Here is a 25960-nt window from a genome sequence, read left to right as displayed (position 1 = left end):
CCAGGGAGGGATAAAAAAAGAGATACGTGGAACTAAAAAAGATAAAACTCAGGCGGTCGAATGACCGCCTGGAGATGTTCACTTACGCCTGGTGGCCGTTGATGTAATCAATGGCAGCCTGAACGGTGGTGATTTTCTCAGCTTCTTCGTCCGGAATCTCAGTATCAAACTCTTCTTCCAGAGCCATTACCAGCTCAACGGTGTCAAGAGAATCTGCGCCCAGGTCTTCAACGAAGGAAGCGGAGTTCACAACTTCTTCCTGCTTAACGCCCAGCTGTTCGCCGATAATTTTCTTAACGCGTTCTTCGATAGTGCTCATACTCTTAAATTTCCTATCAAAACTCGCTTTCGCGATGGTTTTCGTAGTGTATAAAATGTTGAAAAATTTGCAACTAAATCCCGGCAGGTCTTACCACGATTTTACGTTATTTTGAGGCCATTTGCCCTAATAACGCAAATATTTTCGATCGTGATTAAACCATGTACATCCCGCCGTTGACGTGGAGGGTCTCACCAGTGATGTAACCCGCTTCGTCAGAGGCTAAAAATGCAACCGCACTGGCGATTTCTTTAGGGTCGCCAAGACGACCCGCCGGAACTGCCGCCAGCGTACCCGCACGCTGATCATCAGTCAGCGCACGCGTCATGTCCGTTTCAATAAAGCCCGGAGCAACAACGTTTACAGTAATCCCGCGGGACGCGACTTCACGCGCCAGCGACTTACTGAAACCGATCAGACCTGCTTTCGCCGCAGCGTAGTTAGCCTGACCAGCATTTCCCATGGTACCAACCACAGAACCAACAGTGATAATACGACCATGACGCTTTTTCATCATAGCGCGCATTACCGCTTTTGACAGACGGAATACAGATGACAGGTTGGTTTCGATAATATCGTTCCACTCATCATCTTTCATTCGCATCAGCAGGTTGTCGCGAGTGATCCCGGCATTATTGACCAGAATATCCACTTCACCAAACTCTGCGCGAATATTTTCCAGAACAGATTCGATAGATGCAGGTTCGGTCACATTCAGTACCAGACCTTTACCGTTCGCACCCAGATACTCGCTGATGGCCTGAGCGCCATTCTCGCTGGTTGCTGTACCAATCACCTTCGCGCCGCGCGCGACCAGTGTTTCAGCAATTGCACGCCCGATACCGCGGCTTGCGCCAGTAACCAGGGCAATTTTTCCTTCAAAACTCATGGTATTCCTCTTTTATTGCGAGAGTGCCGCTGACATCGCTTCCGGCTCGTTAATCGCCGAGGCAGTCAGGGTGTCAACAATACGTTTCGTCAGACCGGTGAGGACTTTACCAGGACCGACTTCATAAAGGTGCTCAACGCCCTGAGAGGCCATAAACTCAATGGTTTTGGTCCACTGTACCGGGCTATAGAGCTGGCGAACCAGTGCGTCACGGATAGCCTCCGGCGCGGTTTCGCATTTCACATCGACGTTGTTCACAACGGAAATCGTCGGTGCGTTAAAGGTAATTTTTTCCAGCTCAGCCGCCAGTTTCTCGGCTGCGGGCTTCATCAGTGCGCAGTGAGACGGTACGCTGACCGGCAGCGGCAGTGCGCGTTTGGCGCCCGCGGCTTTACAGGCAGCACCGGCACGTTCAACGGCCTCTTTATGACCAGCAATAACAACCTGGCCCGGCGAGTTGAAGTTAACCGGAGAAACCACCTGCCCTTCAGCAGATTCTTCACACGCTTTTGCAATCGCGGCATCATCCAGACCAATAATGGCAGACATGCCACCCGTTCCTTCTGGCACCGCTTCCTGCATGAATTTACCGCGCAGTTCTACCAGGCGCACCGCGTCAGCAAACGCAATCACACCGGCGCACACCAGCGCAGAGTATTCACCCAGGCTATGGCCCGCGAGCAGCGCTGGCGCTTTACCGCCCTGCTGCTGCCATACGCGCCACAGCGCAACGGACGCAGTCAGCAACGCTGGCTGAGTTTGCCAGGTTTTGTTCAGCTCTTCGGCCGGACCCTGTTGGGTCAGCGCCCACAGATCATAACCCAGCGCATCAGAAGCTTCACGAAAAGTCTCTTCAATGACCGGGTAGTTTGCTGCCATTTCAGACAACATCCCAACGGTTTGAGAACCCTGGCCCGGGAACACAAAAGCAAATTGCGTCATTTTTTATTCCTTATACTAGAAACGAACCAGCGCGGAACCCCAGGTGAACCCGCCACCGAAGGCTTCAAGCAAGACCAGCTGGCCCCGTTTGATTCGTCCGTCGCGTACCGCTTCATCAAATGCGCACGGTACCGACGCCGCAGAGGTGTTGCCGTGACGATCCAGCGTCACCACAACGTTATCCATCGACATGCCCAGCTTTTTAGCGGTGGCGCTGATGATACGCAGGTTCGCCTGATGCGGCACCAGCCAGTCGAGCGCGGTGCGTTCAAGGTTATTTGCTTCCAGCGTCTCATCGACAATGTGCGCAAGCTCGGTCACCGCCACCTTGAACACCTCGTTACCCGCCATGGTCAGGTAGATGGAGCTGTCCGGATTAACGCGATCGGCGTTAGGCAGCGTTAACAGCTCGCCGTAGCGGCCATCGGCATGCAGATGCGTGGAGATGATACCCGGCTCTTCGGACTGCCCCAGCAGCACCGCACCGGCACCATCACCGAAAATAATGATCGTTCCGCGATCGGTTGGATCGCAGGTACGCGCCAAAACGTCAGCACCGATAACCAGCGCATATTTGACGGAGCCAGATTTAACATACTGATCGGCAATGCTCAGCGCGTAGGTGAAACCTGCGCACGCGGCGGCAACGTCAAACGCCGGGCAGCCTTTAATACCGAGCATGTTCTGCACCTGACACGCCGCGCTTGGGAAAGCATGCGTGGCAGACGTCGTGGCAACCACGATCAAGCCAATCTCTTCTTTATCGATACCCGCCATTTCGATAGCGCGCTGTGCGGCTTCGTAACCCATGGTGGACACGGTTTCGTCTGGCGCGGCGATACGACGTTCACGGATACCTGTGCGCGTGACAATCCACTCGTCAGACGTATCTACCATTTTTTCCAGATCGGCGTTGGTACGCACTTGTTTTGGCAGGTAGCTGCCGGTACCTAAAATCTTCGTATACATGTACGCTCAGTCACTTTTAGCTAATACAGATTCCAGGCGAGCGGCAATCCGCTGAGGGACTTGTCGCTGCACCGCCTGCACTGCCTGTTCAATGGCGACAGAAAATGCTCGCTGATTGGCGGCGCCATGACTCTTAATCACGATGCCGCGCAATCCTAACAGACAGGCGCCATTATACTGGTCGGGGTTGAGGTGACTGAATCGCCGCGTCAGGCTCTTTTGTAACCAACGCTTCAATAAAATCAACCACCAGGCGCTTTTTTTGCCTTCTCCCTGAGATTTCAGCAGAGAAAGGAACATGCGCACGACCCCTTCCATGGTCTTCAACGTTACGTTTCCGGTGAAGCCATCGCACACCAGAACATCCGTTTTTCCCGTCAGCAACTCATTGGCTTCGAGATAACCAATATAGTTGATGGAGGGAACCTGTTTGAGCATTTCAGCAGCGTCGCGAATGCTGTCCAGGCCTTTGGTCTCTTCTTCACCAATATTCAATAACGCAACGCGGGGATTGTTGATCCCGACCACGTCTTCTGCCAGCACCGACCCCATCACGGCGAACTGAGCCAGCATGGTACTATCACAATCCACGTTAGCGCCCAAATCGAGCACCACCGTTTTCCCCTTCTGCTGATGCGGTAACACCGTCACCAGTGCCGGGCGCTCAATGCCCTCAATCGGCTTGAGCAGTAATTTCGACAGCCCCATCAGCGCACCGGTATTGCCGGCGCTGACGCAAGCCTGCGCTCGCCCTTCTTTTACCAGCTCCAGCGCCATGCGCATAGAGCTGCCACGGCTATTACGAATCGCCTGTGAGGGGCGTGCATCACTGGCAATAACTGACTGCGCAGGAATAATCTGCAGACGCGAACGTTGTTCAAAGTCAGCTTTTGCAAGTAATGGCGTGATTGTGTCGGGATTGCCGACTAAAAGAAGTGTGAGTTGCGAATTAGAATTCAGTGCCTGCAATGCTGCAGGCACTGTCACGGAAGGGCCAAAATCTCCCCCCATGACATCTAACGCCAGGGTTAGACGTGTCAAGGTATCGTCGCAGCCTGGTTCGGTAACTTCCCCGTTTGCACGGGGAAATCCTCACTAAGCCTAATCACGCTTTCGCGCGATTACTTAGTGATAACCTTGCGGCCGCGGTAGAAACCGTCAGCGGTGATGTGGTGACGCAGGTGTTTCTCACCAGAAGTCTTGTCTACAGACAGGCTGGTAACTGCAGTCAGCGCGTCATGGGAACGACGCATGCCACGTTTGGAACGGGTTGGTTTATTCTGTTGTACGGCCATGGACCTTACTCCTCAATTACTTACGCTTTAAGCTGGCTAATACGGCAAATGGGTTTGGTTTTTGCGCTTCATCAGGCAGTTCCCCAAAGACCATGTCCGCCTCGGACACTTCACAGTGTTCAGAATCATGCACCGGAACAACTGGCAAGGAGAGGATGATTTCATCTTCAACCAGAGCCAGAAGATCGATTTCACCGAATTCGTTAACCTCAATCGGCTCATACGCTTCCGGGAGTGCTTCAGCCTGTTCGTCAGAACGAACCGGACTGAAACAATACGTTGTGTGAACATGCTGTACAAACGGTTTCCCGCAACGCTGACACTCGAGCGTTACCGTTACCTTTGCATCACCGGTTAAAACGGCGAGACGCTGGTTGTCGATAGCGAACGACATGGAGCATTCTACATCACTGTCCACACTGACTACAGATTCGGCAATACGCTCGGCCTGATCGGAAGTATAGATACCTTCGTAATCAAGGCGTTTTTGAGCCGTACGAACCGGATCAAGAGTCAGGGGTAATTTTACCTTTTGCATAGGGCGCGCATATTAACTTTGTAACGTCATAGAGTCAAAGAAAAAGGCAATCAGAGCTGCCTTTTGCCAATTATTCGCACACATTGCGGCCTGTAGTTTAAAATGGCTGGCATCGATACGCTATATCTGGTGATAAAAATATGCCAAATCTCGTCCTTGCTTCCACTTCTCCCTACCGTCGAACGCTGCTGGAAAAGCTCGGGATCCCGTTTGAATGCGCCGCGCCGGACGTTGATGAGACGCCGCAGCCGGGCGAATCACCGCGTCATCTGGTAACGCGTCTCGCTAAGGAGAAAGCGCAATCGCTGGCCGCACGTTATCCTGCACATTTGATTATAGGCTCCGATCAGGTTTGCGTGCTGGACGGCGAAATCACCGGCAAGCCCCATACGGAGGAGAATGCCTGCCAGCAGCTTCTGCGTGCGCGGGGCACTATCGTGACCTTTTACACGGGCCTGGCGCTCTATAACTCCGCCTCCGGCCATCTGCAAACCGAATGCGAGCCGTTCGACGTGCACTTCCGCCATCTTAGCGAGCAGGAGATTATGGACTACGTGCGCCGGGAACGTCCGCTGAACTGCGCAGGAAGCTTCAAAAGTGAGGGGCTGGGAATTGCGCTGTTCGACAAGCTGGACGGTCGGGATCCGAACACACTGGTGGGATTGCCGCTGATTGCCTTGTGCCAGATGTTACGGCGAGAAGAGTGTAATCCGCTGATCGTGTAAGTTATGCCCAGCGGCGCTTCGCTTGCATGGGCCTACGGGTTTCGTAGGCCGGGTAAGCGCAGCGCCACCCGGCACCTAATCAGCCGCGCAGAACCTTCAGGCAGCGTTTCAACTGCTCGTCCAGCGGCGCTTCAATACGGATAACTTCCCCGGTATTAGGATGGGTAAACTTCAGCGCTGCCGCATGCAGGAACAGACGCGACAGGCCCGTACCCGCCAGTTGCTTATCGAACTCGCGATCGCCGTAGCGGTCATCAAACGCAATCGGATGGCCCGCAAACTGGGTATGCACGCGAATCTGGTGGGTACGTCCCGTCACCGGGCTGCAGCGCACCAGCGTGGCAAACTCGTAGCGCTCTTCAACCTTAAAGCGCGTCTCCGACGGTTTCCCTTCCTGGCTCACGCGCACAATGCGCTCGCCGCTTTGCAGAATGTTCTTCAGCAGCGGGGCCTGCACCACCTTCACGTGGGACTGCCACTGACCGCGCACCAGCGCCAGATAATCTTTCTGCATGCCCTTTTCACGCAGCTGCTCGTGCAGGGAACGCAGCGCTGAACGCTTTTTCGCTACCAGCAGCACGCCTGAGGTATCACGGTCCAGGCGGTGAACCAGTTCGAGGAAACGGGCTTCAGGACGCAGCGCACGTAACCCTTCAATCACGCCGAAGCTCAGACCGCTACCACCGTGGACCGCGGTACCCGATGGCTTATTCAGCACCAGAATATGATCGTCCTCATAAAGGATGACATCGCTCAGGGCCGCGACTTTTTGCAGCTTCGGCGAAACCACCTCTTCTTCACGTTCAGCCACGCGCACCGGTGGAATACGCACTTCATCACCGGCTTCGAGCTTATACTCAGGCTTCACGCGTTTTTTATTCACCCGCACCTCGCCCTTACGCAGGATGCGGTAAATCATACTCTTTGGCACGCCCTTCAGTTGGGTGCGCAAGAAGTTATCGATGCGTTGCCCCGCGTAGTCATCCGCGATAGCAACCATTTTTACGGCTGGAGTCTCTGTTTTCATGGTTGGCGATTCTAAATATCGTCAGCCATTAGCGCCACTCATTTTTCTATGCTTATATTTACTTTTATCCGGCCTGCGCCCCGTTTCACGCAATCGATTTGGTGGTTATTAAACCAATCACCACCTTGAGGTGAAGAAACTGTGAGTAACCGGGTGATAATTGGTAAAAGTCATCTTGCTATAACCCGGCGAGCAGTGGAATAATGGGGCTGTTTTCCGCGTTAAATCCGGGTTTTGTAAGGATGTCGACGGAATGACCAATTTTGTCTGACCGATCATCCACGCAGCAATGGCGTAAGACGTATTGATCTTTCAGGCAGTTAGCGGGCTGCGGGTTGCAGTACTTCCCGGTATAAGGATTGTTCTCTGGAGAGTTCTACCCAGGCAATTCCCCTGATAATTGCGCTGTGTTTCCGTATGAAATACAGGCAACCGACACTCTGCGCCTCTTAAGCGAGCGACAACCGTGAGGTTGGCGACGTGAACAGACACGAGGCCATCGGTTCATACCCCGGAAAGCGTCACCTTGCCCGCAGCTTTGTCGTCAATGTAAGAATAACGAGTAAGTTACGATGAAAAGAATGTTAATCAACGCAACTCAGCAAGAAGAGTTGCGTGTCGCCCTTGTGGATGGGCAGCGCCTGTACGATCTGGATATCGAAAGTCCTGGACACGAACAGAAAAAAGCGAACATTTACAAAGGTAAAATCACCCGCATTGAACCAAGCCTTGAAGCTGCATTTGTCGATTACGGTGCTGAGCGTCATGGTTTCCTCCCTCTGAAAGAAATCGCCCGCGAATATTTCCCTGCAAACTACAACGCCCATGGCCGCCCAAACATCAAAGATGTTCTGCGTGAAGGTCAGGAAGTTATCGTTCAGATTGATAAAGAAGAGCGCGGCAACAAGGGTGCCGCACTGACCACCTTTATCAGCCTGGCGGGGAGCTATCTGGTGCTGATGCCAAACAACCCGCGCGCGGGGGGCATCTCTCGCCGTATCGAAGGTGATGACCGTACCGAGCTGAAAGAAGCGCTGGCAAGCCTTGAGCTGCCGGATGGCATGGGGCTTATCGTGCGTACCGCGGGCGTGGGCAAATCTGCCGAAGCGCTGCAGTGGGACCTGAGCTTCCGTCTGAAGCACTGGGAAGCTATCCAGAAAGCCGCAGAAAGCCGCCCTGCTCCGTTCCTGATCCACCAGGAAAGCAACGTTATCGTGCGTGCCTTCCGTGATTACCTGCGTCAGGACATCGGTGAGATTCTGATCGATAACCCGAAAGTGCTTGAGCTGGCTCGCCAGCACATCGCCGCGCTGGGTCGTCCGGATTTCACCAGCAAAATTAAACTGTACACCGGTGAAATCCCGCTGTTCAGCCACTATCAGATCGAATCCCAGATCGAGTCCGCCTTCCAGCGTGAAGTGCGCCTGCCGTCCGGCGGTTCTATCGTTATCGATACCACCGAAGCGCTGACCGCTATCGACATCAACTCCGCGCGTGCAACCCGCGGCGGGGACATCGAAGAGACGGCCTTCAACACCAACCTTGAAGCCGCTGATGAAATCGCCCGCCAGCTCCGCCTGCGCGACCTGGGCGGTCTGATTGTTATCGACTTCATCGACATGACCCCTGTTCGCCACCAGCGCGCGGTTGAAAACCGCCTGCGTGAAGCGGTGCGTCAGGATCGCGCGCGTATCCAGATTAGCCACATCTCGCGCTTCGGCCTGCTGGAGATGTCCCGCCAGCGTCTGAGCCCGTCGCTGGGTGAGTCCAGCCATCACGTCTGCCCGCGCTGCTCCGGTACCGGTACCGTGCGTGATAACGAATCGCTGTCTCTCTCTATCCTGCGTCTGATTGAAGAAGAAGCGCTGAAAGAGAACACCAAAGAGGTTCACGCCATTGTGCCTGTGCCGATTGCCTCCTACCTGCTGAACGAAAAACGTGCAGCGGTCAGCGCAATCGAAGCCCGTCAGGGCGGCGTTCGCTGCATCATCGTGCCAAACGACCAGATGGAAACCCCGCACTATCACGTGCTGCGTGTCCGTAAGGGCGAAGAGACCAGCACCCTCAGCTACCTGCTGCCGAAGCTGCATGAAGAAGAGATGGCGCTGCCTTCCGATGAAGAACCTGCCGAGCGCAAACTGCCAGAGCAGCCTGCGTTAGCGACCTTCATTATGCCTGAAGCACCACCGGAAGCGGCGCTGGAAAAACCTGCAGCCAAACCGGCGGCGCAGAAACCAGAAGTAACGGCAGTGAAAGCCCAGCCGGCGCAACCGGGTCTGCTGAGCCGCTTCTTCGGCGCGCTGAAGAAGATGTTTGCGGGTGAAGAAGTTCAGCCAGAGCAGCCGAAAGAAGAACCTAAAGCAGCCAAACCTGAACGTCAGCAGGACCGTCGCAAGCGTCAGAACAACCGCCGCGATCGTAACGACCGCAGCGACCGTAACGAGCGTCGTGACAGCCGTTCAGACAGTAACGAAGGCCGTGAGCAGCGCGAAGACAACCGTCGCAACCGTCGCGAGAAACAGCAGCAGAATGTTGAAGATCGTGAAATTCGCCAGCAGGCGGGCGATGAGTCCGAGAAGAGCAAACAGCGCGACGAGCAGCAGCCACGCCGCGAACGCAACCGTCGTCGTAACGACGAGAAGCGTCAGGCGCAGCAGGAAGTTAAAAACCTGAACCGCGAAGAGCCCGCTGAGCAGCAGGACGGCGAGCAGGAAGAACGTACTCAGGTGATGCCTCGTCGTAAGCAGCGCCAGCTGTCACAGAAAGTGCGCGTTGGTGCGGCTCCGGTAGAAGAAACTACCGTAGTTGCGGCTGAAGCGGCAGAAACCGCAACAGGCACGCAGGTTGCAAAAGTTGACCTGCCAGCCGTCGTGGACAATAACGTCGAGCAGGATGAAAACGGTGAAAACCGTGACAACGCAGGTATGCCGCGTCGCTCCCGCCGTTCTCCGCGTCATCTGCGCGTGAGTGGCCAGCGTCGTCGTCGCTACCGTGACGAGCGTTATCCGACTCAGTCTCCAATGCCGTTGACCGTGGCGTGCGCGTCACCAGAAATGGCATCCGGCAAAGTCTGGATCCGTTATCCGGTCGCTCGCCTGGAGCAGGCTGTTGAAGAGCAGGCAGTGACCGAAGAGGTGATTGCTCCTGTAGCAGCGGTTGAAGATGCGGTGACCGAAGCAGCAACCGTGGTTGAACCTCAGGTTGTTGAAGCAGCAGAACCACACGCAGTGGACGTCGAAACCACCCATCCTGAAGTGATTGCCGCGCCGGTTGATGCCGCACCGCAGATTATCGCCGAAGAAGATGTCGTGGTGGCTGAGGAAGTCGCTGAAGAGGCTGAACCAGTAGCCGCAGTGGAAGAAGCCGCTGAAACCCTCGTCGAAACCACCACTGAAGAAATCGTTCAGGACGTTGAGATTCAGGTTGAACCGGTTGTTGAAGAAGCGAAAGCGCCTGAAGTGGAGCCAGAGCCGGTTAAGGTTGTTGCCGCTCCTGCGCCTGCTCACATTGCGACAGCGCCGATGACGCGCGCTCCGGCACCAGAGTATGTGCCTGAAGCACCGCGTCACAGCGACTGGGTTCGCCCGGCGTTCAGCTTTGACGGTAAAGGCGCTGCAGGCGGCCACAGTGCAACGCATCACGCGACTGCACCAGCGACGCGTCCGCAGTCTGTCGAATAACGACGCAGAAAGTAAAAAGCCGACCTTCGGGTCGGCTTTTTTTATGGCTGCTGCACGGGCTTTCTCATCCCGGTGACCTCCGGCATGATCTGCCGCATTAGCTCCAGAAATCGTCGCAAGCGCGCCGGATAATAGCGGGACCAGGGGTAAACCAGATGCACCGGTAACGCCGCCGGCTGCCACTCTGGCAGCAAATGTACCAGCCGACCTTCCCGGATATCATCCTGTACCGTCCAGCTGGATACTACCGCCACGCCAAGACCGGTGAGTGCCGTATTGCGTGCGACATACAGACTGTCAGTGCTCAGGCGTGGGGTAATTATCACGCGCGCGGTGGCGGATGATGCCTCGTGAAAAAGCTCCACATGGCGCTGGTAGAAAGAGCTGATGGCAATCCAGGGAAGCTGCTGCAGATCCTCCGGGGTGTTAACCGTCGGAAAGCGGTCCAGCAATGCCGGAGAAGCCACCACCGAGCGCGGCACTTCGGCCAGCAGCACGGACACGGTCGCCGGGTCGACTTCCATTCCCACCCGAATAGCGCAGTCAAGATTGTCGCCCAGAAAATCAGCCGACCGATCGTTGAGCATCCACTCAATAGAAAGCTGCGGATAACGCTGTAGAAATTCGGTTAGTGGTTTCAGGAGCTGATCCTGACCAAACGCATGCGGTGCCCGCACCCGCAGCACGCCTACAGGTTCATCTTCCGTCTGCCCCACCTCGTCTTCCAGCGCCAGCCAGCTGTCAATTACCCGACGGGCATGCTGATAGCAGCGCTCCCCGTCATCCGTCAGCCGCGTCGTGTGGGTGGTGCGCAACATCAGACGCACGCCCAGCATTGTCTCAAGCGACTGCAGCCGCCGGCTCACCGTAGCCTGGGTGGTGTCCAGCTGCCGTGCCGCCGCAGAAAGGGAACCCGCCTCCACAATGCGGACAAACGTCCGCATCAGCTCTACCCTGTCTATACGCTCAACTCTTTTCATTTACTTTTCATCTATACGTTCAACGTATAAGCGTTTTACCACCGCGCCCGCTACCGCCGCAAGGCGTACTGATGAAAAATAGCCTCACACGATGAATGAGGAACGTCTTATGAACACAACAACCGTCGCCCATGCCGTAAGCCGCTGGGTAATCTTAATGCTGGCGCTCGGTGCAGGCTTCAGCGTGGCATCCATCTATTATGCCCAGCCTCTGCTCCCTCTGATGGGCGCCGACCTTCACCTGAGTATCGAAGGAATGGGCCTGGTCCCGACCCTCACCCAGGCGGGATATGCCTCAGGGATCCTGTTCCTGCTGCCGCTCGGCGATCGCCACGACCGCAGAACATTAATCCTGATAAAGAGCGCGGCCCTGGCGCTGTTCCTGCTGGGCTGTAGCCTGACCGGACAGATCCACTCCCTGCTGCTGGCAAGCCTGCTCATCGGCATGGCCGCCACCATGGCGCAGGATATTGTCCCGGCTGCGGCGATCCTTGCGCCGGAAGGCAAACAGGGGAAAACCGTGGGTACGGTGATGACCGGTCTGCTGCTGGGCATTTTGCTCTCCCGAACCGTCAGCGGCGTGGTGGGCGAAGCGTTTGGCTGGCGCGTGATGTATCAGCTGGCTGCGGGAAGTATTGCGTTTATCGGCGTGGTGATGTGGGCTGTACTCCCTCGTTTCGCCGTTCACTCCACGCTGAGCTATCCCGCTCTGCTGCGCTCGATGGAACATCTGTGGCGTCGCTATCCCGCTCTGCGCCGTGCCGCGCTGGCCCAGGGTTTTCTGTCGATAGCCTTTAGCGCCTTCTGGTCTACGCTTGCGGTCATGCTGCTGGAACGCTATCACCTCGGGAGTGCCGTCGCCGGTGGTTTTGGTATCGCAGGGGCAGCCGGTGCGTTGGCAGCCCCGCTGGCGGGCGGCCTGGCGGATAAACTGGGTGCCGGGAAAGTCACGCAACTTGGTGCCGTCCTTGTGACCGTCTCGTTTGCCCTGATGTTCCTGATGCCCGCCCTGGGAGTTCACGGACAGCTGATTCTGATTGCCGTCTCTGCTATCGGGTTCGATCTGGGCCTGCAGTCCAGCCTGGTCGCGCACCAGAATCTGGTTTACAGCCTTGAGCCACAGGCGCGGGGTCGTCTGAACGCCCTGCTCTTTACCGTGATCTTTATCGGCATGGCGTTGGGTTCCGCGTTAGGCAGCAATATTTACACGCTGGCTGGCTGGACGGGCGTGGTTGCGCTGGCAACGGTTTGCGGCATCATTGCGCTGGCAATCCGTATGATTGAAAGCGCGCGGGTCGCCTCGGCACCAGCAGAAATGGCATAAAAAAAATGCCCAATCCAGACGGATTGGGCAGTAAAACATGCCCAGTTTCAAGACATGTTCCAAGAGGTCAAGATGTTATTTGTTCAGTTGGAACAGAGACATGCCCTGCATATCGCTAAACGCTTTATAAGAGGCCTGCAGGGCCGCCTGCTGCATGGTGTAAGAGGAAATCGCTTCGTTCCAGTCCACGTCCACCAGGTCGCTCATCTGCTTAGTCTGACCCAGCGCGCGGTCGTCACCCAGGGTATCGAGTTTTTCCAGTTCGTTCAGCTTAGTACCCACATCCGCAACGACCGTCAGGACGTTGTTCTGAGCGTTTTTAATACCGATCTGCGCGTTGGAAATCACCTGGCCTTGCGCGGCGGCCGCGGCCGGATCGTTCTCAATCGGCGTCTTCAGCGAAGCAATGGCGGAATCAAGGATTTTAAACATGTTGGTATCGCCATACCCACCGCCCGGCAGCTCTTGTGCATTGCTGGTAATGCTCTCAAAGATCTGCTGGCCGGTATGGCTGATCGCCATGTTGCGCGCCGTATCGACCTGCTGAGTGATCGCCTCAGTACCACCATTGTAGGTGCCGGTTGCGGCATCAAACGGTGCACTCTCGGTTTTGTATCCCGCAAAGATAAAGCGACCATTGCCATCCGTCGTGTTAGCCAGGTTCATCAGCTGGTCACGGATCCCCTGGATATCGGTCGCCAGAGAGAGACGGTCGTCATCGCTTAAGGTGCCGTTTGACGCGTAGACCAGCTTCTCACGCACGCTTGATAACGCGGTGTTCACCTGGGTCAGCACGTTATCTTCCAGCGACACTTTTTGCGTGGCAAAGGTGCGCGCTAACGCGAACTGGCTGTTTTGAGACTGAGACTGTGACAGCACAATAGACTGTGAAGCCGCGATAGGATCGTCCGACGGACGGTTAACGCGCTTACCGGTGGACATTTGTTCACCGTAGCTCAGCCATCTGCTCTGGGAATCGGTGATCCCACGCATGTTCTGTTCGTACATCATCTGGGTGCTAATACGCATTTTTCACCTCAACCTTAACGAATGTTGATAATTGCATCGAAGAGCGTACTGGCAGTCTGAAGCACCTGCGCGTTGGCGAGGTAATACTGCTGATAACGCTGCAGGTTGCCATACTCTTCGTCGAGGTTGACCCCAGAGATGCTCTGCTGCTGCTTGGTTAACTGCGTTTCCACGTTGGCTTTTGTCTGGCTGCTCACCTTCAGTGAGGCAGTGGTGCTCCCGACGGTGCTGACGAGCGAAGCGTACGCATCGTTGAAGGTTTTGTTTCCGCCAACCACTTTGCTGTTTTGCAGATCGAGCATTTTCTGCCCGTTGCGGTTGTCACTCTCACCGCCGTTCTGCACCGCGGCCATGGCCAGTTTGGACTCGTCGCTGATGGACAATTCCATATTCATGATGACATCGGCCACGGGCTTCACGGTAAAGCTGTCTTTGGTATTTGCCGAACCGCTGACGTTCACGTTGAGGCCATCAAACGACAGATTACCGCTGGCATCCGGGCTCATTGTAAAGCTGGTCTTGTCCGAGGCACGGGTGATGGTCCAGTCGGTGCCGTTAAACTGCAGCGTATAGTCCGTTGCCTGAACTTTGGTGCTGTCCGCAACGGTGGCAGTGATCGCCGCCGTGCCGCTATTCTTGCTGTTGGAAAGCACGGCCGGAGAACCAAAGTCGAACAGCTTACCGCCCGCATCGCCATTGGCATCAAAACCGGCCTCATGCTGTTTGTTCATCGCATCAGCAAAGGCCAGCGCCATCTGGTTCAGGGTGTTACGAGCTTTATCCAGATCTTCAGCACGGAACGTCAGCAAACCGCCTAACGAACCGGTCGTGATCGTCTTTTCCGGGATCTCGACATTACCCACCACGTCATCAACGTAGGCGATAGTGGTACGGGACGGATCGGCGCTGGACTTCACGGCCGCCAGCTGGTTAGCTTTGCTGCCCTGCACCAGGCTGTAACCATTGCCGAAAGAGATGTTATACGTGCCGCTATCCTGCACAGAGACTTCCACGCCCACGATTTTGTTCAGCTCAGTGACGAGCTGATCGCGCTGGTCGAGCAAATCATTCGGGGATGCGCCCGCGCCAACGCCGGTCAGACGGGAGATCTGATCGTTCAGGTTGGCAATCTGTTTGGCGTAGTTGTTGATCTGCGACACGCTGGTTGAAATCGCGGTATTCACCTGCGAATCCTGATCGCGGAGATACTGATCGTTGGTTTTGAACTGATTGACCAGGCCGCTCGCTTTTCCCAGCACCGTCTGACGCGCAGCCGGGTCTTCCGCGTTGCTCACCAGCGTTTGCAGGCTCTTAAAGAAATCCTGCAGAGTGGTGGAAAGCGAGTTGGTGGTATCGGAGAGCACATCGTCAATTTTTGACATCTGCTGATAGCGCGTGGTCAGGCCGCTGCTTTGGGTCTGCGCGGCGCGCAGCTGGTTGGTGATGAAAGCGTCATATTCACGCTGGACACCGGAGACATACACCCCGTTACCCACCCAGCCACCGCCGGTCAGCGTGCTGTTAGATGCACCCAGCACCGTCGTCTGGCGGGTGTAACCTGCCACGTTATAGCTTGAAATATTATTACTGACGGTATTGAGTGCCGACTGCGCGGCACTGAGGCCACTCATGGCGCTGTTAATCAAACTGGACATGGGGGTTCCTTTTATACGTTCAGACACGAGTCCTGATGAAGGTTATCGGCAACCTCCACCGGGACTTGAGAACTTTCAGAACAGATTTTCGATATCTGTGCTATAGGCTTTGCTGACCTTCTCGCCCATGGATTTCAGCTGCTGGATCATGCTGGTAAGCTTGCGCGCGTAGTTCGGGTCGGTCGCGTAGCCCGCGTTTTGCAGGGCCTGAGCGCCCTGCTCCGCCGTTGCCGCCTGCGTAACGGCGGTATAACGCGGATTTCGGCTCAGCAGGCCTACATAATCGGATAAGGCTTCCAGATACGAGCTGTAAACGCGGAATTTGGCTTTCACCTTCACCGCCGCGCCGTTCTCGTATTCCGTAGTCGTGATCTCCGTGGTCGGTCCCTTCCAGCTGGAGGTGGCCTTCACGCCGAAGATGTTGAAGCTCGGGTCGCCGTTTTCCTTGCGGATCTGGCGCTGGCCCCAGCCCGACTCCAGCGCGGCCTGGGCCAGAATCAGGTGGTGAGGCACGCCGCTCTGTTCACTGGCAAGCCGTGCTGGCAGAGAAAGCTGCGCCAGGAAGTCTTTGCTGTCACCGGAGAGCGCCTCGTCGCCGCTGCCCGTTGCCTTCGGTATCGCTTTATGCACCATCTGCGTCAGCGCCTGGTTCTGATAACTGGTCACCGTTTCGAGGTCGAACTTCATCGGCACCTGCGGCGGCTGCTCTTCTGGCTGAACACCCTGTGCGGCGGCGGTCTGTTTGACAATCATGTCAGCCAGACCGAGGCCTTTACCGGCGGTCATCTGCTGCGCAATCTGCTGGTCATACATGCTGGTGTAGAGACGCGTTGAATCGCTGCTGAACATCCCGTCTTTCGGCAGGGTTTCGCGCATGCTTTTCAGCATCATCTGTACAAACATCCCTTCCACCTGGCGGGCAACCGGGCGGATATTCGCCGCCGGGTCTTTACCTGCTTTGGCTTTCAGTTCGTTGAGCGACTGGGCGTCCCAGGCGGCACTGGTCAACAGTTTGCTATCGGTCAGCATCAGATGATTTCCAGTTTGGCGCGCAGGCAGCCCGCGCTTTGCATGGATTGCAGAATGGACATCAGATCCATCGGCGTCGCGCCCAGGGCGTTCAGGGCACGCACCACGCTGTTCAGGTTGGCGCTGGAGCGCACGCTCTGCAGGGAACCGCCGCTCTGGCGTAAATCAATCTGCGTTTGCGGCGTCACTACCGTCTGGCCGCCACCAAATGGTGTATCCGGCTGGCTGACGTTGGCGGAACGGTTAACCGTCACCGACAGGTTACCCTGCGCCACGGCACAGCTATCCAGCGACACTTCCCGATTCATCACCACGGAGCCCGTACGGGAGTTGATGATCACTTTGGCATCCTGCACCGGCACGTTCACTTCCAGATTCTGGATATCCGCCAGCATGCGCACCTGGTTGCTGCTGCCGGTGGAGGTGCGGATCTGCACGGTACGCGCATCCAGTGCCGTGGCATTGCCATAGCTGCGGTTGATGGTGTCGGCAATCTGCTGCGCCATCGTGAAGTCTTCATTATTCAGCTGCAGGTTGATGGTGTTGCCCGCGCCAAACTGGGTCGGCAGTTCACGCTCGATGATCGCACCGTTGGTGATGCGCCCGCCGTTCAGCTGGTTCACCTGTACGCTGCTTCCACCAGCGGATGCGCCTGCCCCGCCGACCAGGATGTTCCCCTGCGCCAGCGCGTAGACCTGGCTGTCGACGCCTTTCAGCGGGGTCATCAGCAGCGTACCGCCGCGCAGGCTTTTGGCGTTACCCATTGAGGAGACCACCACGTCAATGGTCTGCCCCTGGCGCGCAAACGCCGGGTAGGAGGCAGTGACCATAACCGCGGCCACGTTTTTTAGCTGCATGTTGGTTCCCGCCGGCACGGTAATGCCGAGCTGGGAAAGCATGTTGTTTAAGCTTTGGGTGGTAAACGGCGTCTGGGTGGTCTGGTCACCGGTACCGTCCAGCCCCACCACCAGGCCATAGCCAATCAGCGAGTTCCCGCGGACGCCCTGAACGCTGGTGAGATCGCGAATGCGGTCGGCCTGGGCAAACGTTGCGACAAGAACCAGCGCCGCGGCGAAGATCGATTTAAACATGGGTCACCTCGCTTACATCGGCGATAAATTAAGGAAGAAGCGCTGCAGCCAACCCATATTCTGCGCTTCATTAATGTAGCCGTTGCCGACGTACTCAATGCGCGCATCCGCCACTTGGGTGGACGGAACGGTGTTAGTGCCGCTGATGGTGCGTGGATTCACCACGCCCGAGAAGCGAATGAATTCAGTGCCCTGGTTAATGGCGATCTGTTTTTCACCCACGACGTGTAAATTGCCGTTAACCAGCACCTGGTCAACCGTGACCGTCAGCGTACCGCTGAAGGTGTTGCTGGCGTTCGCGCCACCTTTACCGTTAAAGGTATTGCCGCCGGAGGCCTCAACATCCGCACGGGCATTGCCGAACAGGCCCTGCAGATAGCGTGGAACGGTGTCAAAGCCAAAATTGGTTTTGCCATCGCGGCTGGCGTTCGCCGACGAGCTCTTGCTCGCGCTGACGTTTTCCTGCAGCACAATGGTCAATGTATCGCCGACATTACGCGGGCGGCGATCTTCAAACAGCGGCTGGTAGCCGTAGTTAATCGGCTGCGCGGTCTGGAAAATGGAGCCGTTTACAACTGGCGCAGGGCCAGGAACGGGTTGGGCAGTCGTCGCACCCTGGACCAATGGTTTAGACGGGATCAAAGCGCACCCGCTGAGGGTGACGGCCAGAACAGTCAGTATCGGATAACGAAACGCCGCGTTTTTTTGCATTGCCTTCATCTTCGAAAACAGGGAGCCGGTGCGGGGTTTACCGCACCGGGCTACACCTTAGAGTTGCGTCAGTTTCTGCAGCATCTGATCGGTCGTCGAGACTGCTTTACTGTTAATTTCATACGCGCGCTGGACCTGGATCATATTCACCAGCTCTTCCGCCACGTTCACGTTGGAGGTTTCAACATACCCCTGATACAGCAGACCGGCACCGTTCAGGCCTGGCGTACTTTCATTTGGCGTACCGGAGGATTGCGTTTCGGTGTAGAGGTTCTCACCAATGCTTTCCAGACCGGTATCGTTCATGAAGGTGGTCAGGTTGAGCTGGCCGACCTGGACCGGCGCGGCCTGCCCCTGCTGGGTCACGCTCACGATGCCGTCGCGGCCGATGGTAATGCTCAGGGCGTTCGCCGGAATGGTGATCGCAGGCTGAACCTGGAAACCGCCCGCCGTCACCAGCTGACCGTTCTGATCGACCTGGAAGGAACCGTCACGGGTGTAGGCAGAGGTCCCGTCAGGCAGCTGCACCTGGAAGAAGCCCTGGCCTTTGATCGCCACGTCTTTGCTGTTGTTGGTCTGAGACAGGTTGCCCTGGCTGTGCAGACGCTCGGTCGCCACCGGGCGAACGCCGGTACCGATCTGCAGGCCTGACGGCAGCGTCGTCTGTTCAGAAGACTGCGCGCCCGGCTGGCGGATGGTTTGATAAAGCAAATCTTCGAAAACGGCGCGCTGACGCTTGAAACCATTGGTGCTCACGTTTGCCAGGTTGTTGGCAATCACATCCATGTTGGTTTGCTGCGCGTCCAGGCCAGTTTTCGCGATCCATAAAGAACTGATCATAAAGAGTCCTGTTAACTCATCGACAGAAGTTGGTTAGCCTTGCCCGCGTTTTCGTCCACGCTGCTGATAATTTTCATCTGCATTTCAAAACGACGGGCGCTGGCGATCATGTCGCTCATGGCGGCTACCGGCTTAACGTTGCTGCCTTCCAGAACGCCGGACATCACGCGGATGCTCGGATCGGCCTGTAATGTGGCACCACGGGTAGCCTGAGCTGCCTGGGTCAGACGGAACATGCCGTCGTCGCCGCGCTGCACCTCTTTGCCTTCCGCTTTGACCAGCTTCAGACGCCCGACGGGGGCAACGGTGTTGGCCGGATCGCCCGGGTTCAGCGCCGAGATGGTGCCGTCCGCGGCGATGGTCAGCTCAGAGCCTTCCGGCACGGTCAGCGGGCCCGCTTCACCCATCACCGGATGCCCCTGAATCGTCAGCTGACCGGTCGCGCTGACCTGGATATTCCCGTTACGGGTATAGCCTTCACCACCGTCCGCCGTTTGCACCGCCAGCCAGCCGTCCTGCTGCAGAGCAACGTCCAGCGGGCGTGAGGTGTAATCCATCTGCCCTGGCGTCATGTCTGCGCCCGGGGTGGATGCCGCCACCAGCGTACGGGTCGGCAGGGAGAGCCCCTCCACCGGCACCGCGCGCAGCGCATTCAGCTGCGCGCGGAAGCCCGGCGTAGAGGCGTTTGCCAGGTTGCTGGCGGTAACGGCCTGCTGGCTGAGCGTCTGACTTGCCGCGCCCATCGCGGTATATATTGCGTGATCCATTGCGCTTTCCTGTTAGCCGCTTAACGCAGGTTAACCAGCGTGTTGAGGATCTGATCCTGGGTCTTGATGGTCTGCGCATTCGACTGATAGTTACGCTGTGCGACAATCATGTTCACCAGTTCTTTACTCAGGTCCACGTTAGAGGCTTCCAGCGCGCCGTTGGTCAGCGTGCCGAAGTTACCGGAGCCCGCGGTGCCGAGCAGCGCCACGCCGGAGGACTGGGTAGCCGACCAGACATTATCGCCTTCAGACTTCAGCCCTTCGTTGTTGGCGAAGTTTGCCAGCACGATCTGGCCCAGCACCTGAGTCTGCTCGTTGGAGTAGTTCCCGACGACGGTGCCGTCATCATTAATCTGATAGCTGACCAGATCGCCCGGCTTGAAGCCGTTCTGGTTGGTCGCCACGATATTGTTCGCTCCGGTGTTCTGCTGCATGGAGTTAGCAAAACTCATCGCGAAGGTCGCCGGGTCCGCACCTGGGATAGTCGCGGTAGTGATGTTGATGTTTCCACCCCCGATCAATGTACCGTTATTATCGAAGGTCAACGTCGTGGCCACTGCCGCCGCGCTGCCTGCCACGCTGCCGTCCTGGGCATACACTTTCCAGGAGTTAGCCGGGGTCGCATCTTTGACGTAAAACAGGTTCATGTTGTGCGCATTACCCTGGCTATCAAAGACGGTTACCGTACCTTTTTTGTTGTAGGTATCCGGGTTGGCCGGATCGAAGGCGGCGGTTGGTGCAGCATCGGTGGAGTTGAGGTTAATCTGCTGGGAAGCCGTGGTGGTGGACTTCGCGGCCATCAGCGTGGTCGGGATATTAATCGCCTGTGGATTCGCACCGGTCTGAACCGTTGATGGCGTTCCGGCAACCGGATACCCCGTTAATTGCATCCCCTGCATGTTCACCAGGTTACGGTTTTCGTCCAGCTTGAACTGGCCGTTACGGCTGTAGAACACCGAGCCGTTTGCATCGACCATACGGAAGAAACCGTTCTGGCTGATGGCAACGTCCAGGCCACGACCGGTGTTGGTGGTGGTACCGTCGGTAAAGTCCTGAGTGATGCCCGCAACTTTTACGCCCAGACCCACTTTGGAACCGGCAAACATATCTGCAAAAGACGCAGAACCGGATTTGAAACCATAGGTCGCGGAGTTGGCGATGTTGTTGCCAATGACGTCCAGGTTGGTGGCCGCAGCATTCAGGCCGCTGACCGCTTGAGAAAAGGCCATGACTTACTCCTGATAAGTGTTAAGGCTTAGATAATCTGCCGAACTTCGTCGAGTGTGGTGGTACCGGAAGTACCCAAATCCAGTTTGTTGCCGTCGCCCCCTTTAATCACGCCCTGAACCAGCGCGAACTGCAGCGGCTGCGCCACCAGCTGGGTTGTCCCGTTGCTGGCGCTAATCGCGACTTTGTAGGAGCCATTTGGTGCTTTCGTGCCGTCGGTCAGGCTGCCGTCCCAGGTAAAGGTGTGAACGCCCGCTTTCAGCTCGCCGATGTCGATGGTGCGAACCACGGCGCCGGTTGAGTCGGTGATCGTCGCCGTCACTTTGTCAGCCGCCTGCTGCAATTCAACGCCGAACGGCGTCGTGGTGGTGGTCGATGTACCGTCGGTGGTGCTGGTGCCCGCCAGGATCGTGGTCCCCGGGATCATTACGCCGTGACCAATCAGGCTTGCCGCCTGCAGGGACTGAGCGCTGTTAATCTGACCGGAGACGGAACCGAGGGTGGTGTTCAGTTTCTCAATGCCGCTCACGGTACTGATCTGCGCAAGCTGCGTGGTCAGTTCGTTGTTCTGCATTGGGTTAGTCGGATCCTGATTCTTAAGCTGCGCCACCAGCAGCGTCAGAAAACTGCTCTGCAAATCGGAGGCATTGCTTCCCGTCAGGGAGCTGGAGCTTGTCGAACTTTTGGTGTTGTTAACACCCGTGTTCGTCGGATCATTCACATTTACGGCGATGGACATGCATGTCTCCTTTACTGGCCGAGAGTGAGTGTTTTGAGCATCATGCTCTTCACGGTATTAAGCACTTCGACGTTCGCCTGGTAGCTACGGGACGCCGACATGGAGTTCACCATCTCGCCTACCACATCCACGTTTGGCATCTTCACGTATCCGTTAGCGTCCGCGAGCGGGTTACCTGGCTCATACACCAGCTTGTCCGGCGCCTGGCTCTCAACCACGTCAGACACCTTCACGCCGCCCGTTGCCGCGCCTGGCGCAGCGTCGACCTGAAACACAACCTGTTTGGCACGATAAGGCTGTCCGTCAGGTCCGGTCACGCTGTCGGCGTTCGCCAGGTTACTGGCGGCCACGTTCAGACGTTTGGACTGGGCGGTTAACGCCGAGCCAGCGATATCAAAAATATTCAGCAAGGCCATTTATCAGTTGCCCCCCTGCAGGACGTTCATCATGCCTTTGATTTGTCCGCCGAGTACGGTCAGGCCCGTCTGGTATTTCAGGCTGTTATCGGCAAACTGCGTACGCTCCCGGTCCATATCCACGGTGTTACCGTCGAGTGAAGGCTGGTCAGGGATGCGATAAAGTAAATCGGTCGCTGGCGCGGTCATCGCCTGAGCGGGAATATGGCGAGAGGATGTCATGGCGAGTGCAACACCGGTTCCTTCGGCACGTCCACGCTCCATCACCTTTTTGAGCTCACTGGAAAAATCAATATCGCGCGCCTGATACCCGGGCGTATCGGCGTTAGCGATGTTGGCGGCTAAAATCTCCTGCCGCTGGGCGCGTAAATTGAGCGCTTCCTGCTGAAAACGTAACGCGGCGTCGAGTTTATCGAGCATATCTCCTCCGCTGATGGCAAAATTTCAGTTCACAGCTTAAATCTCACCCGGTCTCCCCTATCGACGGAATAAGCACAAAATGCGTCGCTATTTATTCCGTTGATGCAAAACCACTGCAGGTAGAATTCATCCAACTCTGGAAACGGTGGAACTTGCGATGCAAACGTTAAAACGTGGCCTGATGGCAACTTTCATACTGTTTAGCCCTCTGGTGAATGCCGGGGATTTACAGGATGCGCTGACGAATTTTTTTGCCCAGAAGCTGGCGGGCTTTAGCGATGACGTTAACGTGACCATCCGCACGCCGCCGAATCTGTATCCGACCTGCGAGCAACCGTCATTCAGCGTGACGGGGACCACGAAGCTGTGGGGCAATGTGAACGTCCTGGCACGCTGCGCCAACGAAAAACGCTATTTACAGGTTGCAGTTCAGGCGACGGGCAATTATGTTGTCGCCGCCGTACCCATTGTGCGTGGCAGCGCGCTGCAGGCAAACAGCGTGACGTTAAAGCGCGGGCGTCTGGATCAGCTCCCGCCGCGGACAATGCTGGACATTAACCAGGCACAGAACGCCGTCAGCCTGCGCGATGTCGCGCCGGGCCAACCGATTCAGCTCTCCATGCTGCGCCAGGCGTGGCGTGTCAAAGCGGGACAGCAGGTGATGGTCGTTGCCAACGGAGACGGCTTTAGCATCAACAGTGAAGGGAAAGCGTTGAACAATGCCGCGGTAGCGCAAAACGCCCGCGTCAGAATGTCCTCAGGCCAGGTGGTGAGCGGAACCGTCGATTCTGATGGGAATATTCTGATTAACCTATAATCTTTTTAAAGATTTCGCGGCGCGTGCCGATAAATATTCCACTAATGATGATGTCAGGCGCAAACGCCGCGAACCCTCGATGAGGACAACACTATGAGCATTGATCGTACATCAGCCCTGAAGCCGGTAAGCGCTGTACAGCCTCGCGAAACGAACGACGCTACCCCTCAGAAAACGCGTCTGGAAAAACCGTCAACGTCTAACAGCACCAGCGTGACCCTGAGCGATGCCCAGGCAAAACTGATGCAGCCAGGCAGCAACGATATCAATATGGAACGTGTTGAAGCGCTGAAAACGGCTATTCGCAACGGTGAGCTGAAAATGGACACCAGCAAAATCGCTGATGCCCTGATTCAGGAAGCACAGAGTTTCTTACAGAGTAACTAACCGTATGAGTCGACTGTCAGAAATACTGGATCAAATGACGGTTGTCCTGAACGACCTGAAAACGGTAATGGATGCTGAACAACAACATCTCTCTTCCGGTCACATTAACGGCAGCGCGCTGCAGCGTATTACTGAAGATAAGAGTTCGCTGCTGGCCACGCTGGATTATCTGGAGCAGCAGCGCCGCGCCGAGCAGGACTCGAAGCGCAGCGCCAATGACGATATTGCCGAGCGCTGGCAGACCATTACCGAAAAAACCCAGCATCTGCGCGATCTCAACCAGCATAACGGCTGGCTGCTTGAAGGCCAGATAGAGCGTAATCAGCAGGCGCTTGAGGTGCTGAAGCCGCATAAAGAAACCGGACTGTACGGCGCGGATGGTCAGACGGCGACGGCACGTATTGCGGGTGTAAAAAAGATTTCGATTTGACGCGTAAGCGACAAATCTTGCAGTGGGGAGCACCCTGAGGTGAACTCCCCTTTTAGCGTTTATGCCGTCCGGCGGGTAAACTCTTTCACTTTGAAGCCCAGCACGGCGAGCGTGGCAAAATACGCTACCACCCCAACGCCCACCACGGCCATCAGCCGCATCAGACGATAAGGCATCGTGCCCAGAGACCATTCCGGCATGACGTACATCATCCCGATGAGTGCCGCAGACATCACCAGCACCGCCACGACCAAACGCACGAGGAAACTTGCCCACCCCGGCTGCGGCGTAAAGATATCCTGCTTGCGCAGCTGCCAGTAAAGCAGCCCGGCATTCAGACAGGCCGCCAGACCAATAGACAGCGACAGGCCGGCATGCTTCAGCGGGCCGATAAATGCCAGGTTCATCAGCTGCGTCATAATCAGCGTTACAATGGCAATTTTCACCGGCGTTTTGATGTCCTGACGCGAGTAAAAGCCCGGCGCCAGCACTTTGACGACAATCAGCCCCATCAATCCCACCGAGTAAGCGACCAGCGCGCGCTGGGTCATCGCGGCGTCAAACGCAGTGAATTTCCCGTACTGGAACAGCGACACCGTCAGCGGCTTGGCGAGGATCCCCAGCGCCACCGCGCTTGGCAGGGCCAGCAGGAAGCAAAGACGCAGGCCCCAGTCCATCAGGCGGCAGTATTCGTCATGGTTGCCGCTGGCAAAGCTTTTCGACAGCGACGGCAGCAGGATGGTCCCCAGCGCCACGCCCAGCACGCCGGACGGGAACTCCATCAGGCGGTCAGCGTAGTACATCCACGAGACGGAACCCGACACCAGGAAAGAGGCAAAGATGGTGTTGATAATCAGCGAGATCTGGCTGACGGAGACGCCAAGAATGGCGGGCCCCATCTGCTTGATAACGCGCATCGCCCCGGCATCTTTCAGGTTGATGCGCGGCAGCACCAGCATGCCGATTTTCTTCAGATGCGGCAGTTGATAAGCCAGCTGCAGCACGCCGCCCACGGTGACCGCCCAGGCCAGGGCCAGCACCGGCGGGTTGAAGTGCGGCGCGGCGAACAGCGCAAAACCGATCATGCTGACGTTGAGAAACGTCGGCGCAAACGCCGGAACGGAGAAACGGTTCCAGGTGTTCAGGATCGCCCCCACCAGCGAGGCCAGCGAGATCAGCAGAATATAGGGGAAGGTAATGCGCAGAAGCTGCGAGGTCAGGGCAAATTTATCCGCCGTGTCGGCAAAGCCGGGCGCGGTCACCATAATGACCCAGGGCGCGGCCAGCATACCGACTACCGTCACCACGGCCAGCGCCAGCGTCAGCAACCCGGAGACATAAGAGACAAACACGCGCGTCGCGTCTTCACCCTGCTTGCTTTTATATTCCGCCAGAATGGGCACAAACGCCTGGGAGAACGCCCCTTCAGCAAAAATGCGACGCAGCAGGTTCGGCAGCTTGAACGCCACGAAAAAGGCGTCCGTTGCCATCCCTGCACCAAAGACCCTTGCCACAATGGCATCGCGCGCAAAACCGAGAACGCGAGAGAACATGGTCATCGAGCTGACGGCCGCCAGCGATTTTAATAAGTTCATTAACGTGAATTTCCAGAACCATACGGATTTATAGACCGGGAACGCACAAGCGCCACCCGGCAAAGCCAACAAGCGGCGCTTAGTCTAACCCGATTTCAACGAATTACTATCCGCAGATG

General features: G+C 56.6%; 27 protein-coding genes. 6 read left to right on the top strand and 21 right to left on the bottom strand.

Translation table 11 applies throughout. The features are described from left to right. Window positions 1–82: 82 nt before the first annotated feature. The 7 genes from acpP to yceD all read right to left on the bottom strand — a co-directional run bounded on the left by acpP (window position 83) and on the right by yceD (window position 4952). Window positions 83–319 carry an acyl carrier protein gene (gene acpP / locus APT89_RS14805; RefSeq protein WP_003857954.1) on the bottom strand — a complete coding sequence of 79 codons (237 nt, stop codon included), beginning with the start codon at window positions 317–319 and terminating at the stop codon, window positions 83–85. Between the two features lie 154 nt (window positions 320–473). Beyond that, a complete protein-coding gene (fabG, locus tag APT89_RS14800; protein ID WP_010429699.1) occupies window positions 474–1208 on the bottom strand; it encodes a 3-oxoacyl-ACP reductase FabG in 735 nt (244 codons plus the stop codon). A gap of 12 nt (window positions 1209–1220) precedes the next feature. Further along, complete coding sequence (gene fabD / locus APT89_RS14795; RefSeq protein WP_060572813.1) at window positions 1221–2150, bottom strand: ACP S-malonyltransferase; 930 nt, start codon at window positions 2148–2150, stop codon at window positions 1221–1223. A 15-nt stretch (window positions 2151–2165) separates the two neighbouring features. Beyond that, window positions 2166–3119, bottom strand: coding sequence for a beta-ketoacyl-ACP synthase III (locus APT89_RS14790; RefSeq protein ID WP_041910515.1), 954 nt, complete (start codon window positions 3117–3119; stop codon window positions 2166–2168). A gap of 6 nt (window positions 3120–3125) precedes the next feature. Further along, complete coding sequence (plsX, locus tag APT89_RS14785; protein WP_028012715.1) at window positions 3126–4160, bottom strand: phosphate acyltransferase PlsX; 1035 nt, start codon at window positions 4158–4160, stop codon at window positions 3126–3128. An 80-nt stretch (window positions 4161–4240) separates the two neighbouring features. After that, window positions 4241–4414, bottom strand: a complete 174-nt coding sequence (gene rpmF, locus APT89_RS14780) for a 50S ribosomal protein L32 (protein WP_003857964.1) — start codon at window positions 4412–4414, stop codon at window positions 4241–4243. A gap of 16 nt (window positions 4415–4430) precedes the next feature. Beyond that, window positions 4431–4952: a 23S rRNA accumulation protein YceD gene (gene yceD, locus APT89_RS14775; RefSeq protein WP_021240759.1), complete on the bottom strand. Its 522-nt coding sequence runs from the start codon at window positions 4950–4952 to the stop codon at window positions 4431–4433. Window positions 4953–5092: 140 nt separating this feature from the next. Here yceD and APT89_RS14770 point away from each other — a divergent pair, with 140 nt between their 5' ends. After that, on the top strand, window positions 5093–5677 hold the full coding sequence (locus tag APT89_RS14770; protein ID WP_041910516.1) for a Maf family protein: 585 nt from the start codon (window positions 5093–5095) through the stop codon (window positions 5675–5677). Window positions 5678–5756: 79 nt separating this feature from the next. On the opposite strand, the gene rluC is transcribed toward APT89_RS14770, so the two are convergent. Next, window positions 5757–6704, bottom strand: a complete 948-nt coding sequence (rluC, locus tag APT89_RS14765) for a 23S rRNA pseudouridine(955/2504/2580) synthase RluC (protein ID WP_028012713.1) — start codon at window positions 6702–6704, stop codon at window positions 5757–5759. A 572-nt stretch (window positions 6705–7276) separates the two neighbouring features. Between rluC and rne the strand changes: the two genes are divergently transcribed. After that, window positions 7277–10384 (top strand): ribonuclease E, encoded by a 3108-nt coding sequence (gene rne / locus APT89_RS14760; protein ID WP_060572811.1) that lies wholly within the window; start codon window positions 7277–7279, stop codon window positions 10382–10384. Window positions 10385–10425: 41 nt separating this feature from the next. Here the strand turns inward: rne and APT89_RS14755 are convergent, their stop codons facing one another. Then, window positions 10426–11364 carry a LysR family transcriptional regulator gene (locus tag APT89_RS14755; protein ID WP_045261645.1) on the bottom strand — a complete coding sequence of 313 codons (939 nt, stop codon included), beginning with the start codon at window positions 11362–11364 and terminating at the stop codon, window positions 10426–10428. Window positions 11365–11473: 109 nt separating this feature from the next. Here APT89_RS14755 and APT89_RS14750 point away from each other — a divergent pair, with 109 nt between their 5' ends. Beyond that, entirely contained in the window at window positions 11474–12688 is a 1215-nt protein-coding gene (locus tag APT89_RS14750; protein WP_045630094.1) for an MFS transporter, read from the top strand. A 75-nt stretch (window positions 12689–12763) separates the two neighbouring features. Here the strand turns inward: APT89_RS14750 and flgL are convergent, their stop codons facing one another. From flgL to flgB, 11 genes are all read right to left on the bottom strand, one after another. Next, a complete protein-coding gene (flgL, locus tag APT89_RS14745; RefSeq protein ID WP_041910520.1) occupies window positions 12764–13717 on the bottom strand; it encodes a flagellar hook-associated protein FlgL in 954 nt (317 codons plus the stop codon). 14 nt (window positions 13718–13731) lie between these two features. After that, window positions 13732–15372, bottom strand: coding sequence for a flagellar hook-associated protein FlgK (gene flgK, locus APT89_RS14740; protein ID WP_041910521.1), 1641 nt, complete (start codon window positions 15370–15372; stop codon window positions 13732–13734). Window positions 15373–15447: 75 nt separating this feature from the next. Next, window positions 15448–16401: a flagellar assembly peptidoglycan hydrolase FlgJ gene (gene flgJ / locus APT89_RS14735; protein WP_060572810.1), complete on the bottom strand. Its 954-nt coding sequence runs from the start codon at window positions 16399–16401 to the stop codon at window positions 15448–15450. After that, window positions 16401–17492: a flagellar basal body P-ring protein FlgI gene (locus tag APT89_RS14730; RefSeq protein WP_028012706.1), complete on the bottom strand. Its 1092-nt coding sequence runs from the start codon at window positions 17490–17492 to the stop codon at window positions 16401–16403. Before APT89_RS14730 ends, flgJ begins: the two co-directional genes overlap by 1 nt. 12 nt (window positions 17493–17504) lie before the next feature. Next, entirely contained in the window at window positions 17505–18203 is a 699-nt protein-coding gene (flgH, locus tag APT89_RS14725; protein ID WP_023311139.1) for a flagellar basal body L-ring protein FlgH, read from the bottom strand. A gap of 57 nt (window positions 18204–18260) precedes the next feature. Then, window positions 18261–19043 carry a flagellar basal-body rod protein FlgG gene (gene flgG / locus APT89_RS14720; protein WP_000625853.1) on the bottom strand — a complete coding sequence of 261 codons (783 nt, stop codon included), beginning with the start codon at window positions 19041–19043 and terminating at the stop codon, window positions 18261–18263. Window positions 19044–19054: 11 nt separating this feature from the next. Next, window positions 19055–19810 carry a flagellar basal body rod protein FlgF gene (locus APT89_RS14715; protein WP_028012705.1) on the bottom strand — a complete coding sequence of 252 codons (756 nt, stop codon included), beginning with the start codon at window positions 19808–19810 and terminating at the stop codon, window positions 19055–19057. A 20-nt stretch (window positions 19811–19830) separates the two neighbouring features. After that, window positions 19831–21039: a flagellar hook protein FlgE gene (gene flgE / locus APT89_RS14710; RefSeq protein ID WP_041910523.1), complete on the bottom strand. Its 1209-nt coding sequence runs from the start codon at window positions 21037–21039 to the stop codon at window positions 19831–19833. A gap of 26 nt (window positions 21040–21065) precedes the next feature. Then, complete coding sequence (gene flgD / locus APT89_RS14705; RefSeq protein ID WP_041910524.1) at window positions 21066–21776, bottom strand: flagellar hook assembly protein FlgD; 711 nt, start codon at window positions 21774–21776, stop codon at window positions 21066–21068. A gap of 11 nt (window positions 21777–21787) precedes the next feature. Continuing rightward, window positions 21788–22192, bottom strand: coding sequence for a flagellar basal body rod protein FlgC (gene flgC / locus APT89_RS14700; protein WP_013097138.1), 405 nt, complete (start codon window positions 22190–22192; stop codon window positions 21788–21790). A gap of 3 nt (window positions 22193–22195) precedes the next feature. Next, window positions 22196–22612 carry a flagellar basal body rod protein FlgB gene (gene flgB / locus APT89_RS14695; RefSeq protein ID WP_008500815.1) on the bottom strand — a complete coding sequence of 139 codons (417 nt, stop codon included), beginning with the start codon at window positions 22610–22612 and terminating at the stop codon, window positions 22196–22198. 157 nt (window positions 22613–22769) lie between these two features. Here flgB and flgA point away from each other — a divergent pair, with 157 nt between their 5' ends. The 3 genes from flgA to flgN all read left to right on the top strand — a co-directional run bounded on the left by flgA (window position 22770) and on the right by flgN (window position 24246). Beyond that, window positions 22770–23429, top strand: a complete 660-nt coding sequence (flgA, locus tag APT89_RS14690) for a flagellar basal body P-ring formation chaperone FlgA (RefSeq protein WP_060572808.1) — start codon at window positions 22770–22772, stop codon at window positions 23427–23429. A gap of 93 nt (window positions 23430–23522) precedes the next feature. Beyond that, window positions 23523–23816 (top strand): flagellar biosynthesis anti-sigma factor FlgM, encoded by a 294-nt coding sequence (gene flgM, locus APT89_RS14685; protein WP_014883360.1) that lies wholly within the window; start codon window positions 23523–23525, stop codon window positions 23814–23816. Window positions 23817–23820: 4 nt separating this feature from the next. Beyond that, window positions 23821–24246, top strand: coding sequence for a flagella biosynthesis chaperone FlgN (gene flgN, locus APT89_RS14680; protein WP_028012701.1), 426 nt, complete (start codon window positions 23821–23823; stop codon window positions 24244–24246). A gap of 59 nt (window positions 24247–24305) precedes the next feature. Here flgN and murJ read toward each other — a convergent pair whose 3' ends face one another. Further along, window positions 24306–25841, bottom strand: a complete 1536-nt coding sequence (murJ, locus tag APT89_RS14675) for a murein biosynthesis integral membrane protein MurJ (protein ID WP_028012700.1) — start codon at window positions 25839–25841, stop codon at window positions 24306–24308. Window positions 25842–25960 lie beyond the last annotated feature (119 nt).

Origin of the sequence: Enterobacter sp. 50588862, assembly GCF_001462935.1 — a bacterium.
Taxonomy (GTDB): Bacteria; Pseudomonadota; Gammaproteobacteria; order Enterobacterales; family Enterobacteriaceae; genus Enterobacter; species Enterobacter bugandensis.
This window is presented reverse-complemented; position numbering and strand designations above follow the sequence as displayed.